The sequence below is a fragment of the Nocardia sp. TBRC8007 genome, assembly GCF_056629435.1.
The window spans coordinates 61,506-75,469 of record NZ_JBWSOR010000012.1; the positions used below are offsets into that span (position 1 = coordinate 61,506).

General features: G+C 63.2%; 10 protein-coding genes. 5 read left to right on the plus strand and 5 right to left on the minus strand.

Annotation, left to right across the window (positions count from 1 at the left end):
- Positions 1-92 precede the first annotated feature (92 nt).
- The 5 genes from ACX4ZE_RS12640 to ACX4ZE_RS12660 all read right to left on the minus strand — a co-directional run bounded on the left by ACX4ZE_RS12640 (position 93) and on the right by ACX4ZE_RS12660 (position 7,738).
- On the minus strand, positions 93-1,451 hold the full coding sequence (locus ACX4ZE_RS12640; protein ID WP_480273580.1) for a S1 family peptidase: 1,359 nt from the start codon (positions 1,449-1,451) through the stop codon (positions 93-95).
- Between the two features lie 156 nt (positions 1,452-1,607).
- A complete protein-coding gene (locus tag ACX4ZE_RS12645) occupies positions 1,608-2,825 on the minus strand; it encodes a hypothetical protein (protein WP_480273581.1) in 1,218 nt (405 codons plus the stop codon).
- Positions 2,826-2,871: 46 nt separating this feature from the next.
- Complete coding sequence (locus tag ACX4ZE_RS12650; protein WP_480273582.1) at positions 2,872-5,460, minus strand: LuxR C-terminal-related transcriptional regulator; 2,589 nt, start codon at positions 5,458-5,460, stop codon at positions 2,872-2,874.
- Positions 5,453-6,100 carry a hypothetical protein gene (locus tag ACX4ZE_RS12655; RefSeq protein WP_480273583.1) on the minus strand — a complete coding sequence of 216 codons (648 nt, stop codon included), beginning with the start codon at positions 6,098-6,100 and terminating at the stop codon, positions 5,453-5,455. The genes ACX4ZE_RS12650 and ACX4ZE_RS12655 overlap by 8 nt, the downstream gene beginning before the upstream one ends.
- Positions 6,101-6,574: 474 nt before the next feature.
- Positions 6,575-7,738, minus strand: coding sequence for a zinc-binding dehydrogenase (locus tag ACX4ZE_RS12660; protein WP_480273584.1), 1,164 nt, complete (start codon positions 7,736-7,738; stop codon positions 6,575-6,577).
- 494 nt (positions 7,739-8,232) lie between these two features.
- Between ACX4ZE_RS12660 and dnaK the strand changes: the two genes are divergently transcribed.
- From dnaK to ACX4ZE_RS12685, 5 genes are all read left to right on the plus strand, one after another.
- The gene (dnaK, locus tag ACX4ZE_RS12665; protein WP_480273585.1) at positions 8,233-10,080 is read left to right on the plus strand and encodes a molecular chaperone DnaK; all 1,848 of its coding nucleotides are present in this window, start codon (positions 8,233-8,235) and stop codon (positions 10,078-10,080) included.
- Complete coding sequence (gene grpE / locus ACX4ZE_RS12670) at positions 10,077-10,769, plus strand: nucleotide exchange factor GrpE (RefSeq protein ID WP_480273586.1); 693 nt, start codon at positions 10,077-10,079, stop codon at positions 10,767-10,769. Before dnaK ends, grpE begins: the two co-directional genes overlap by 4 nt.
- A 24-nt stretch (positions 10,770-10,793) precedes the next feature.
- Positions 10,794-11,954, plus strand: a complete 1,161-nt coding sequence (dnaJ, locus tag ACX4ZE_RS12675; RefSeq protein WP_480273587.1) for a molecular chaperone DnaJ — start codon at positions 10,794-10,796, stop codon at positions 11,952-11,954.
- Complete coding sequence (locus ACX4ZE_RS12680; RefSeq protein ID WP_480273588.1) at positions 11,954-12,373, plus strand: heat shock protein transcriptional repressor HspR; 420 nt, start codon at positions 11,954-11,956, stop codon at positions 12,371-12,373. Before dnaJ ends, ACX4ZE_RS12680 begins: the two co-directional genes overlap by 1 nt.
- 326 nt (positions 12,374-12,699) lie before the next feature.
- Positions 12,700-13,869: an FAD-binding oxidoreductase gene (locus ACX4ZE_RS12685; RefSeq protein ID WP_480273589.1), complete on the plus strand. Its 1,170-nt coding sequence runs from the start codon at positions 12,700-12,702 to the stop codon at positions 13,867-13,869.
- Positions 13,870-13,964 lie beyond the last annotated feature (95 nt).

Below are 13,964 nucleotides of genomic sequence, written 5' to 3' on the forward strand. Positions count from 1 at the left end.
GTTTGGCACAGTATGCCCACCCGTCTCATGCTTCTGCTTGTACGGTAGTCAATCGGCTGGCAACATGCCTGGTGCCACGTGCGGACAAACGTTCAGCTGGCGTTCGGCGCGGTACGTACCCGAATGCCGTGACCGATCCCACCACCGGAGTGGGCATCGATATCAGCCAGGATCGGTCGAATCGGAATGCCCAGTGATGCGGTGCCGCCATACTGCGCGAGAGCGACGTTGGCCTCATCGCAGTTCGGTGCGTCCGCGGAGTTGGACCCGCTGGTGATGCCGAGTGCCAGTGTGCCGGATACGATCGCACCACCGCTGTCTCCGCCGAGCGTGCACGCCGAGCTGGCGAACCCGCGAACAGTCTTCGCCTTACCCGTTGCGGTGTAGAGCTGGGTTTCCACCCGGTCGGCCAGGACGAAGCCACATGTGAAAGTGGACGACTGGCCCGACTTGCAGACCGGGGCGCCGATGATCGGGTCGGCGGTGCCTGTGATCGACAGTGTGGTGCCGCCCGAGCCACGTACCGAAGGTCGGTCCATACCTGCCCGTACCGCGCGCTCGTTCAGCTTGATTACCGAGTAATCCAGCGCCGACGTGCCGCCGAGCGAGGCCCGAACGAAGGTGCCCAGTTCCGGGCTGGCGGGAATGTCGTGGACATTGGGCAGGTAGACGCCGGCCTCCTGATTTGCTTTGTCCAGGTTCGGATTGCAGTGGCCGGCACTTATGTTCAGTGCGTTCCCCGCTGCGTCGACGCTGTTGAACCCGAACGAGCAGACATCGACGGCGCGTAGCGACTCGTCTTTCAGTGAGCCAGGGGCGCTGATGTAAGTGTCGCCGCCCATCGGCCTTTGCTCGACCGGACCTCCGCTGTCCTGCGACAGGATGACGGTGATGTTCGCAAGTAGGGTGGGCAGATTGAGCAGATGCCCTACGGGAGTGTTGGCTACGTTGAGTACCAGCCTGCTGTTGAGGAAATCGATGGCCACCGAGTTGATCGCCTGCGAAACCTCGCGTGGCAGGCTGGTGATCCACTGGTTGAGCTTTACCAGAGTGTTCTCCAGGCTGTCTGCCGATACCGGGGCCAGCTGGGTGTGATAACCGTCGGCCGCGGCGATTTTGGCGGCATCAAGCGAGGTGACCGCGATGACTGGCTTGCCATCGGGGCCGAGCCAAGCGCCTGCGTAGGAATCCGGTCGCTCCGCGCGGAACTCGCGCGAGTAGTCGCGCAGCCGTTGTGCGCGTGCGGCGCGGTCCAGGTATTCCGTGGGGGTCATCTTCAGATCGCGGGCGACCGCCTTCACCAGTTCCGGCGGTAGATTGTCCGCGCTGAGCTGTGCGGGGGTATCCGGTAATGCCGAAGCGGTCGTTGCGCCGAACAAAGGAACCAGGAGAACGGTCGAAGCGATAGCGGCAGCCTTGACCGCGGCGCGACGTGCCATCAACTTGCGCATGAAGTCCCTTCGTCGGCACACAGGTGCCAGCTAAATCCGTTGCTATGGGCAGGATCCATGAACCCATAGTCTTCGTCCAGCGACAGACCGCTGTGTAGAAGTTCATCCGACAATACGGTCAGCGCAACACTTTAAGCCAAAATCCCCGTAAGGACGCTACCAACTACTGGATCCTGGGTATTGCCAGCCCTGGGTCGGAATCGGCGGTAGTTGCGGGAAGGGGAAGGGAGCGGACGTGGTGCCCCTAGCTGTCGACCGATCAGTGGTGGTCGGCGGTATGGTCGTCGTGCTGGTTGTCGGCATGGTCGTGCTGGTTGTCGGCATGGTCGTTGTGCTGGTCGGCGGAACAGTCGTCGTGGTGGTCGTGGTGGTCGGCAGCACAGTAGTCGTGGTGGTCGTGGTGGTCGGCAGCACAGTAGTCGCTATGGGCGGCGGAGGTGATGTTCGCGGCATCGTACTCGCGAGGGGCGGCACTGGGTCATCGCTGGTGGGCTCAGTAGATGACGTGATCGAAGGCGGGGGTGTGCTTACCTGCGACATGTGTTCGGACTTGGCATCAGGCAGCGGCGGTACTGGTGTCTTTCCGTTGTCCTGGAACAACAGCGCCATGACCACGCCGCCGAGCATCAGACCGAATAGTGCGGCCGCGACGATGAGCAGCGGCGTGCGCTGTGGTTTTTTTCCGGGGACAGTGTGCGGCGTGCCAGTGTCAGTGGGAACTGGTGTGGTGGCCGCAATCGGCTCGGCGATCGGCAGGGCCGCCGAGTACGCCTGTGGTTGTGGGTCGGGGGCCGGCACAGCTGGGATGACGGTGGTGTCCAGCGCCGAGTTCTCCGCAGTCGTGGAGTCTGGCGGGGTGGCCCCGGCAGGGGTGGCCAGCACAGCTGTCAACGCCGCGCGAGCCGCCTCATAGGCGAACGAGTTGCCCTGCGCGCCGGTCTCGTTGCCTGGTAGCTCGCTCTCGCTGATCAGCACCACCGAACGCAGGCCGAGATAGTCCAGCGCTTCGCGCAAAGAACGTACCTGTTCGGCAGGCCAGTTCGATGGATGTGCCGCATAGAACTCGGCTGGACCGCGGAGATGTTCGGAGGCCAGGTCGATCAGGCAGAACAGTGCGGTCGCGACCAGGTCTTCGGCACGATATGCCTCGCCATCGTCGACCGAGATGCCCGCAGGGTCGCCGACGGCGGACACGAATCCGGTGATCGAATGGGAGTACCCGGCGGGTGCGGGGCCACCTAATTCGGCATCGCCGTCGTCGGACATATGCAGGACCGGTTCACGGACAATGTAACGCGGTTCCTCATCACCATCGGTGACAAGGACTGCTGTGCACTCGTCCTCGGCGACGAGCAGGCCGACCCCAGTGGCCATCCTCAGTACCTCGCTTCGACGTTCCGCTGACGGAATCGCGCCCCGGTTACACCAACAGCGAGTTGTGTCCCATAGCGCGGAGCATCGACAATAACTCCGAACGAGAGCGGGCACCGACTCGGCGTCGAATGCGGGCAACGTGATGTTCGACTGTCTTGGCGGAAATGTACAGGCGCGCGCCGATCTCCCGATAGGTGAGCCCGAGTAGGACGAGTTCGGCCACTTCGTGTTCGCGTTCGCTGAGGATCGTGGTCTGCGGCTTGGCAGGGTGTACCTGGGTGATTTGATCGCCGGTGCGCGCCGCTGGTCCGACCGGCTGGGGCGGGTGCTGGGGACAGGCGTCGGCGCGGAGCGTACGGGCCAGTTCGAGCAGCTCTTCGGCCACCGGGGTACCGGGCACAGTAAGCGCGGCGTCGGTGGCTACCCTGGCTCCGTCCCATGCCATGCCGATCCCGGCGAGTGCCGCGACGGTCCCCTTGACCGGTGCGGTGTCGACCTGACCGCGCAGTACGAGCATCCAGATGCGGCTGGCGTCGGCGAGTACGGTGGCGTGCCGGTCATCGGTTTCGGCCGCGATCCGCAGTGCTCGCGCGTGGGGCAGCAGCTCCTCAGGACTCCGATGTGCGATCGCGGCCTGTACGCCGTACCAGTGGAAGGTATTGGACCAGGTGGGCGGCTCTTTCATGCGTCGGAGCAGTGCGAGCCCGGCATCCACCAAGGGAGCGATCCGGCGTTCGTCACGCATCCGGATTCCCGCCAGCCACAGCTCGCCGATCGGCAGCAGCGTCAGCAGATCGGCCTGGACGCCATCGAACATCGGATACGCCGCTTGCCATGCGCGAGCCAGCGCGATGTGATCGCCACTGCGCCGGGCGAGGCCGACCGCGACGCCGTGTGCGAGCAGCCGGTCGCGTACATCCAGTTCGCTGTGGTTCAGCGCGGCCACCGTATCCGCGGCGGCGCTTTCGTCACCGCGGAGCATTGCTGTCCATGCGGTGAGCACCTCGAGGTGTGGGTAGTTCAGCCCGCTCGCGGTGGCCCGGCCGAGTACATCCGCAGCGTGCTGCGGCTCATTACTGCTGAGCGCGATCATCGTGGCGATCACTACTGCGATGCCAGGAAGGAAATGATCGGTGTCCGCCTCCGGATGCGCTGCTTGCATCAGTGCGGGCAGCGCCGTAGCAGCGTTATTACCGGACTTGATGGTGTCGGTCAGTGTGGTGGCGATCAGTCCAGCACGCGCGTTCGTGTCGGTGGGTGGCCACTGCGCAGCCGAGGCGGACAACTGCCTGGCGCCGTTCAGGTCACCGGCCAGGCACAGCACAGTGGCGCCGACTGCCCAATCCGAACCGACTCGATCCGCGCCGAGCCAGGTGTACAGCTGTGCAGCCCGACTGACCAAGCCACGGCGGGTCAGCACCGTAGCGCAGATCCGCACAGCGGCCGCGAGCTCCGTGTCGGTGCTGTCAGGACGTGCCAACATCGGCTCGGCCAGTCGCATAGCCGTATCGTCGTCGCCAGTGCGCGCGGCCGCTTCGGCCCAGCGCAGTGCGATCGGATCGAGCTCAGCGCCCGCGGCCGCAGCGGCAGCATAGTAGCCGCCTGCGTCGCCACCGGCTTTTTCCGCCGCGGTGATGAGGAACCTGGCCAGGCGTGGATCTCGGACGCCGGACTCGGCGAGTTGCAGGGCGGTGTGATCGCGCAGTAGGCCGGCCTCCAACCTGGCGTTGAGCAGCCTGCGTTCGATTGCGACGAATTTGCGTTCGCCCAGAAGCGTGCGCAGCGGAGTGACGGCGGGCGCGAGTAACAGGTCGGCGTCGGTCACCAGTGCACTGGCTCTGGCCTGGTCGGTGAGTTCTTGGGCAGTGGAGGAGTCCACGCCGAGAACCTCACTGAGCTCGCCTGGGTCCAGCCCAGTTCCGGTAGTAGCGACTACCAGGGTCGCCATCAGGTTGGGTTCCAAGTCTTCCAGTAGTCCCCGCGCCCATGCGGTGACGGCGGTGTCGACGGCGGCTACGCCCGCATTCAGACGTGCCGCACAGGCGGCGGACAGTGCGGTGACCACGCCTCCTCGGATTCCCGCGGTCTGCGCGTGGATATGCTGGGCGATCCGGCGCGGCACCATCAGGCCCATCTCCCTGGCGAACGGCGCCATATCGGAAACACCGAGCGGACGCAGATCGACGATGCGTCCGCGTCGGGCGATCGCTTCGGTGAGCCGTCGCAGCCGCAGGTCATGCGGGCGTGGCTGCATGGCGACGATCACAGCTCTGGCCTCCGCGGTGATAGCGGCGCAGAGATATTCGAGGTCGAACGGGCTGAGCAGGTGGGCGTTGTCGACGACAAGGACGGGACGTGCGGTGCTGGTCGCCACGTTTGCCCTACCCGCGTCGATCGCATTCGCGGCCCGCAGCATTGGATGTGCGCCGTTGTGCAGGCGCCGCATCATGGTGGTGTCGTCCTGTACCGGGACACTGCGAGCGTGTAGACGAGCCCGGATCTCCGCCAAGAGTGTCGATTTCCCGGTCTGGGAGCGGCCCCTGATCAGATAGATGACTGGTTGCTTGTCCATGGAATCCAGATCACGGAAGATATCCCGCGCACACGGGAGGGTGTCGAACGCGATTTCAGGCATCGGAGCTTCTCCTGATCTGCCCGGGCACGCCGATACCGCTGTTTGCGGTGTTCGCCGGATCGTCGAGATCGAGGCGCGGGCTATGGCGCGGGCCGGTTGTACTCAGCAGCGATCCGCGCGGCCGGTCTATCCACACGCCGCGCATAAGCCGCGCAGTGCCGACACTTCGATCCGTGTGATCGAGTAGTACCGGCACAACCATCGCAGTATTTATGGAAAGCTCCTCTTTCGCTTTTCTGTAGCATCCGAACAAAACTGCTGATTCGCGTTCCATCGCCGGGACGAATGGATCGGAATCCGAGATGAACAGTCTATTTGCCAGAACATAGCGCATGTTCGAAATATTCGAATTCCATGCTGGCGACACCGGTGTTTCGCGCCGGATGTGCCGAGTGGATCTGTGTGTTCGGTGGCTCAGGTGGAGAAGCTCTCCGGTGAGATGTCCGCGTAGGACATGGTCGACGCCGCTGACGCTGGGGCCGATCGAATGCGTCGCATCCTGTGACGGCCGTAACATGTTTGGATGTGTATATAAGACGACGTCGTTGGCGGTGTTGTAGTTGCCATTACTGTCCGTCGTCGCTGCGGTGGCTGGACTCGACGCGCGGACAGTACTGCCCAGCGTCAGACGCTGTTTCATTCGAGAACCCCGTTCGGAAAGCTGTCCGGTCCGGTCTTCTTGCGGTGTGAACCACTGTGGTGTGCGACGCTTCGCGGTTGCTTCGTTGCAATAGTTTTTTCGGTTGCTGGATGGCAGATGTTACTTCTCCGTAGGAAGTGAGAAAGATTTTTTTATTTGCCGGAACCCTTGCCGTGAACCTGATGGAGGAGTATGGAATAGACCTGTTTCAGTGGATGGCATGGCGTTCTGGCATGAAATGCATTCCTAGGACTGCAGATCGGTAACGGGTATCGCACACCGCACCGGGTCGCTGATGCGGACTGGCAGGAGCTGGTAGATGCGCTCGACCGGGCGAACTACCGCCGATATGACGAGAGTGCCGCGACGCGGTGTCTGCACGCCGTGGAACTCGCCGCGGCGTTGGTGTGGGTGACGCTGGACGAGAAGATCGCCGACGAGGTTCTGTCCGCTGTACCGTGACGCCCCGGATACTCAGGTCGGGGTTATGGTCGAGCTACGCGGGTCGACCAGGATCTTCGCGTGCCACTGCGGGTTACCGAGGATGGAGAAGGCGTTTGCCAAGCCGTCCAGCCCGACGGTTCCGGTGATCAACGGGGCCGGATCGATTTTTCCACTGGCGAGCATGTGCAAGGTGTCGCGAAACTCACCGGGGTCATAGCCCAGTGCGAACCGGAGTTCGATCTCCTTGTTGATTGCCATAGCGGGATGGAAGTGGTCGGTTTCCATACACACCCCGACCACGACCACACGCGATAGCGGCGGTGCCGCCGTGAGGATCTGGTCGATGATCCCGGGCACGCCGACACATTCGAAGATCACCGGCCCGGCCGGTCCCGCGTTCACCTCATATATCAGTCGGAAGAAATACCACCACGGCAGGTGCGGAAGCCGCCGCAAGCGTTCCATGGCGTCGAAACCCAGATCGAGGATATCGGTGACGCTGTGTAGCTGTCCCTTGCTCGGAGCGGCATCCCATGGCGACGCAATCGCCGGGTCGACCACGATGTCAGCACCGCATGCGGTCGCGAGCTCTCGCCGGTGCAGCGAGAAATCGCAGGCCACTATGGTATGCACACCGGTGGCTTTCAACATGCTGATCACTCCGAGGCCGATCGGTCCGCAACCGATGACGAAAGCGGGCCTTTTCTTGCCGACCCGGCCCATGCGCACGGCGTGCCAGGCCACTGCCATCGGCTCGGTCAGCGCGGCGTGTTCACCGGACAACCCGTTGGGCACCGGCATGGTCATCGATTCCTGCACCACCACGTGTTCGGCGTAGCCGCCGGGCGCTGCGCTGGACAGTCCGATCAAATGTGGCTGCCTCTGCTGCCGGACTATCGGCAGGGCTACCACCGGGGTGCCTGTTTTCCACCGTCTGTGGCAGCCCGGCCCGTAATCGACAACGGTGCCGCTGAATTCATGTCCGAGTACCACACTCTGGTCCTGGCGCATAAAGTGTTCGTAGCCGGTGCTCCGGGCCAGGTCGGCCATCTCGTCGGCATGTGCGCGCGCGTGCAAGTCCGAGCCGCAGATGCCGCAGCGGATCACTTCGATCAGCAGCTGACCGGAACCGGGACGCGGTGTAGGTAGCTCGGTGACCTCGAACTCGCCTGCGGTGACAACTGCGGCCCGCATGATGGCTCCTCGGGTTCGGTCGCGTACGGGTGACCCGGTCGACCTCACCCTACTCCTCGGCAATGTCCTCGACTCGGCTTTCGCACCATAGGCCGTAAAGCCCTGGCAGCATCCGACTGAGTGCCGGGCCGTACTCCTGTTCGATGTCATCGTGGTAGGACGGGCAGTAGCCGCGTCTCGGCGTTCGTCGACAAGAAGTTCGATGACGAGAACGACCGTCAGGCGGTATATGCGGCATATTCGCGGGCGTCGGGGAATTAATCGCCGGGGTCGTGCGTTGAGTCGGATAGCAATATTGAGTGTGTTTGACTCAAGTTTAGGTTGACTCTCGACGTTTATCGAGGCAGTATTGAGTCGACCACGCTCAGTGTTGCTTGGGCCGTGCTCCGTTAGGTGCTAGGGGCGAGGTCGTGCGACGCCCTGCCCGGGCGTCGAAGGGCGATTGTTCGCCCAGCACCGGACACATATCGGTACGTCAATCAGGAGGAACCACAATGGCTCGTGCGGTCGGAATCGACCTCGGGACCACGAACTCGGTCGTCGCCGTTCTCGAAGGTGGCGAGCCGGTCGTTGTCGCCAACTCGGAAGGATCGCGGACCACCCCGTCGATCGTCGCGTTCGCCAAGAACGGCGAGGTGCTGGTCGGCCAGCCGGCCAAGAATCAGGCTGTCACCAATGTCGACCGCACGATTCGCTCGGTCAAGCGGCACATCGGCACCGACTGGTCGGTGGACATCGACAGCAAGAAGTACACTCCGCAAGAGATCAGCGCGCGAGTGCTGATGAAGCTGAAGCGCGATGCGGAAGCTTACCTCGGCGAGGAGATCACCGACGCGGTCATTACCGTGCCCGCCTACTTCGAGGACGCGCAGCGGCAGGCCACCAAGGAAGCGGGCCAGATCGCGGGCATGAACGTGCTGCGCATCGTCAACGAGCCCACTGCGGCCGCGCTGGCCTACGGCCTGGACAAGGGTGACAAAGAGCAGACCATCCTGGTCTTCGACCTCGGTGGCGGCACCTTCGACGTCTCACTGCTGGAAATCGGCGAGGGCGTCGTCGAGGTCCGCGCCACTTCGGGTGATAATCACCTCGGCGGCGACGACTGGGACGAGCGGGTCGTGCAGTGGCTGGTCGACAAGTTCAAGGCCAGCTCGGGCATCGATCTGACCAAGGACAAGATGGCCATGCAGCGGCTGCGTGAGGCTGCTGAGAAGGCCAAGATCGAGCTGAGCTCCTCGCAGAGCACCTCGATCAACCTGCCCTACATCACAGTCGACGCAGACAAGAACCCGCTGTTCCTCGATGAGCAGCTGACCCGTGCCGAGTTCCAGAAGATCACCTCGGACCTGCTCGACCGCACCCGCGCGCCGTTCCAGTCCGTAATCAAGGACGCGGGGATCAAGGTCTCCGACATCGACCACGTCGTGCTCGTCGGCGGATCCACCCGCATGCCCGCGGTCGCCGAACTGGTGCGCGAGATGACCGGTGGCAAGGAGCCCAATAAGGGCGTGAACCCGGACGAGGTCGTCGCGGTCGGCGCCGCCCTGCAGGCAGGTGTGCTCAAAGGTGAGGTCAAGGACGTCCTGCTGCTCGATGTGACCCCGCTGTCGCTGGGGATCGAGACCAAGGGTGGGGTGATGACCAAGCTCATCGAGCGCAACACCACGATCCCGACCAAGCGCTCGGAGACCTTCACCACAGCCGACGACAATCAGCCGTCAGTGCAGATCCAGGTGTTCCAGGGCGAGCGTGAGATCGCCTCGCACAACAAGCTGCTCGGCTCTTTCGAGCTGACCGGTATCCCGCCTGCTCCGCGCGGCGTGCCGCAGATCGAGGTCACCTTCGATATCGACGCCAACGGCATCGTGCATGTGACCGCGAAGGATAAGGGCACCGGCAAGGAGAACACGATCAAGATCCAGGACGGCTCCGGCCTGTCCAAGGAAGAGATCGATCGGATGGTCAAGGATGCCGAGGCGCACGCTGCCGAGGACAAGGCTCGTCGTGAGGAGGCGGAGACCCGCAACCAGGCCGAGTCATTGGTGCATCAGACCGAGAAGTTCATCAAGGAGAACGAGGACAAAGTCTCCGCAGAGGTCAAGTCCAAGGTCGAGGCGGCCATCGCCGAAGCGAACGAGGCACTCAAGGGCAGTGACATCGCCGCGATCAAGGCGGCCGTCGAGAAGCTGGCGACCGAGTCCCAGGCGCTCGGCCAGGCCCTCTACGAGGCATCCGCCGCGGATGCCGCGGCTTCGGGCAACGGCGAACCCGGCACGACCTCGGATGACCAGGTCGTGGATGCTGAGGTTGTGGACGAGCCGGTCGACACGGAGAAGAAGTGACCGAGGGTAACAGCGAAAAGGAGCCGATCACCTTCGTCGACAACCGGAAGATCGACCCGGACAGCGGGGAGATTCGCCGGCAAGTCGAGGACAACGGCACTGTGGCCGAGTCGGTTCCGGAGTCGGGCAACGGTGTGGAGGCCGAAGCGCATCGGCCCGCCGACACTATCGGCGGCGAACTCGCCGAGCGTACTGCCGACTTACAGCGACTGACTGCGGAATACGCCAACTACCGGCGCCGGGTCGAGCGCGACCGTAAGGTTGCGATCGACTCGGCCAAGGCATCGGTGGTCACCGAATTACTCAGCGTGCTGGATGATCTCGACCGCGCGCGGGCACACGGTGATCTGGAGTCGGGTCCGCTGAAGTCGGTAGCCGACAAGTTGTCGGCCGCGCTGCACAAGCAGGGACTCACCGAGTTCGGCTCGGAGGGTGAGCCTTTCGACCCCACTCTGCACGAGGCTGTGCAGCACGAAGGCTCCGGACATGACCCAGTGATCGGTATCGTGATGCGTAAAGGCTATCGCTTCGGCGACAGGGTGCTCCGACACGCGCTCGTCGGGGTCACCGACGGCGTGTCCGACCTGGCGGAGACCGCCGATCGGGGCGAGCCTGACGGTCGGGTCGAGACTGCCGACCGTCCGATGGAAGAGGCATCGGATGTTGATGCCGGCACGAACGACCGATAAGGACGCGAGAGGAGGAGATACTCGGTGAGCCAACGGGAGTGGATCGAAAAGGACTTCTACAAGGAGCTGGGTGTTTCCTCCAGCGCTTCGTCCGACGACATCAAGAAGGCCTACCGCAAACTTGCTCGTGACCTGCATCCGGATGCCAATCCTGGTGACACCAAGGCAGAGGAGCGGTTCAAGTCGGTCAGCGAGGCGCATGCCGTGCTGTCCGATCCCGCCAAGCGCAAAGAGTATGACGAAACCCGCAGACTCTTCGCGGGCGGTGGTTACGGCCGAGGTGGATTCGGTACCTCAGGTGCGGGAGGTGGCTTCTCGCAGGAGTTCAATATTGGGGACATCTTCGGCGGCGCGACCGCGGGCGATGGTGGTCTCGGCGATCTGTTCGGCGGTCTGTTCAATCGGGGTGGTACCCGAACCACGAGCCGTCCCCGGCGCGGCGCTGATGTAGAGACCGAGACGACACTCGGTTTCCGGGAGGCGGCTCAGGGCGTCACGGTTCCGCTCCGGATGACAAGCCCGTCGCCGTGTACCACATGTCATGGCAGCGGTGCCAAGCCGGGAACCAGTCCACGAGTATGCCCCCTCTGTAACGGAACCGGTGTGGTCAGCCGCAACCAAGGTGCGTTCGGCTTCAGCGAGCCGTGCGACGAGTGCCGGGGCAGCGGCTCGATCATCGACGATCCCTGTGCCGACTGTCACGGCAGTGGCATCCAGAACCGCACGCGCACCATTACGGTGCGGATCCCCCCTGGAGTCGGTGACGGGCAACGGATCCGGCTGGCCGGTCAGGGTGAGGCGGGATTGCGCGGCGCCCCGTCGGGCGATCTGTACGTCACTGTGCATGTCAGCCAGGACAAGGTCTTCGGACGTAGCGGTGATGACCTGACTGTAGTGCTTCCGGTCAGCTACAGCGAACTGGTCTTGGGTACTACCGTTTCGGTACCGACTCTGGATGGCCGGGTCGGGGTCAAGGTGCCGCCGGGCACCGCCGACGGTCGTATTCTGCGGGTGCGTGGCCGTGGCGTCCCCAAGCGCGGCGGTGGCGCGGGCGATCTGCTGGTGACAGTAAAGGTCGTGATACCGCAGAAGCTGAACAGCGATGCCATCGAGGCGTTGGAGCGCTATCGGCAGGTAGAGCGGTCCAGCGGCTTCGATCCACGTGCGGGATGGGCAGGTGCGTGATGTCCTCTGAACCGAAGAAGGCCTCCGGCGGGTCGCGCGCCGAGTTCTTCATGATCTCGGTGGCGGCTGAGTTGGCAGGTATGCATGCGCAGACGTTGCGCACATATGACCGGCTGGGACTGGTTACCCCACAGCGTACTTCGGGCGGTGGACGGCGCTATTCGGCTCGGGATGTCGAGCTACTGCGCGAGGTGCAGCGACTGTCCCAGGACGAAGGCGTCAATCTGGCGGGCATCAAGCGGGTCATCGAACTGACCAATCAGGTGGAGGAACTGAGCCGACAGGTCGCCGAGTTGTCGGCCGAGCTGGAGCGGGTGCGAGCCGGCTACCGGCCCGATCTTTCGCCGCCACAGCGGAGTACCGCTCTGGTTGTCTGGCAGCCGCGTAACCGCCGCGATGACGGCATGCGTAGAAGATAATCGGCATTGCACCGGGCCCCGGCCGATCGCATCGCGCGGTCCGTCGGGGGCCTGGTATCGCTGCCCACATAGTCGAGCGCTTCGTGTGATTCGACAGCAATCGCACTGATTCCACACCAGGTCCACTGATCTTCAGTCGGTTTCCCTGGCGTGTCCCACTCCAGGTCCTCGGTTTGAGCAAATCGAATACGCGATGTTCAAGCGAAGAGCTTCGCTTCTGGCAAACCTCACCTACACTCCCTGTTATCGGCTGTTATCGAGCGGCCCGCAGCACCTGTCTCATCGGCACGATTCGTGTACGAGCGCGAAATGGGGTTGTGATAACAATGGATTCACGCACTGTCGCTTTGATAAGAACAACGTTCAAGGCGGTTGCCGCAGTGGATGGGGGGACGGAGGGACTGGCCAGATCGTTCTACGCGATCTTGTTCGCCGACTGCCCATGTGCCCGAGAGTTCTTTCCCGCCACAATGCACGCTCAGCGTGATGGCCTCATCGCCGCGATCACCTATGCGCTGGACCGCTTGGAGGAGCCGGACAAGCTGCTTCCATTCCTCGCTCAGTTGGGCAGGGAACACCGTAAATACGGTGTCCGGCCCGAGCATTATCTCGCTGGAGCTACCGCGCTGAAAACTGCCGTCGAACTGTTCGCGGATGCGGAGAACTGGACTGACGAGGTCGACAGCGCCTGGGATGAGGGCTTGCAGTTCATCACCGATGCCATGATCGACGCCGCGGAGAAGGAGACCACACCCGCGGTCTGGATGGGTACGGTCATCGAACGCCGCGAGGCCCTACACAACCTGATCATCGTCCGGCTGCAACTCGATCAACCGATGAGCTACGCGGCGGGGCAGTATCTGAGCGCGCAGATCCCGGCACGACCACGGATGTGGCGGAATCTTTCACCTGCTGTCCCCGCGAATGCCAGCGGAGAGATCGAATTCCACGTCCGGAGTGTGCACGGTGGCTGGGTCAGTCCGGCTATCGTCGGGCAGACCGCCATAGGAGACAAATGGTTGCTCGGTGCGCCGATGGGTAGCCTCGGCATCCCACGAAACACCAAACGCAAGATGCTCATGGTCGGTTGCGGTACTGGCATCGCGCCGTTACGCGCGCAACTCATGGTGATGGCGCAGCGGCGGACCAATCCGAAGGTTCACTTGTTCATCGGTGGCCATCATCCATGCGACCTCTACGACCTGGAAACATTGAGCAAACTCGCCATGGCGAACCGGTGGCTCACCGTCACGCCGGTGATCGAGAACGAGGAAGACCCATGGTGGCATGTCGAATTCGATAACCGCCGCCCCTCATGGCCTGGTCTGGAACCGCAGGTGACCGGCCAGATCGGCAAAGTCGCCGCGAGCTCGGGCACTTGGGCCGACCGCGACGTGCAGATCGCCGGGCCGCCGTCGATGATACAGACTACCAAGTTCCGTCTGCTGGCAGCAGGAACGCCCGAGAAGAACATCCGTCACGACCCGTTTGTATGAGCGCCGATATCCATCGCGGTGGAAATTGCGGGATCACCAATTCTGACTCGACGCTACGGATTCGGTCTCGCCCTCGTTCTGCCCCTTACGGTTCG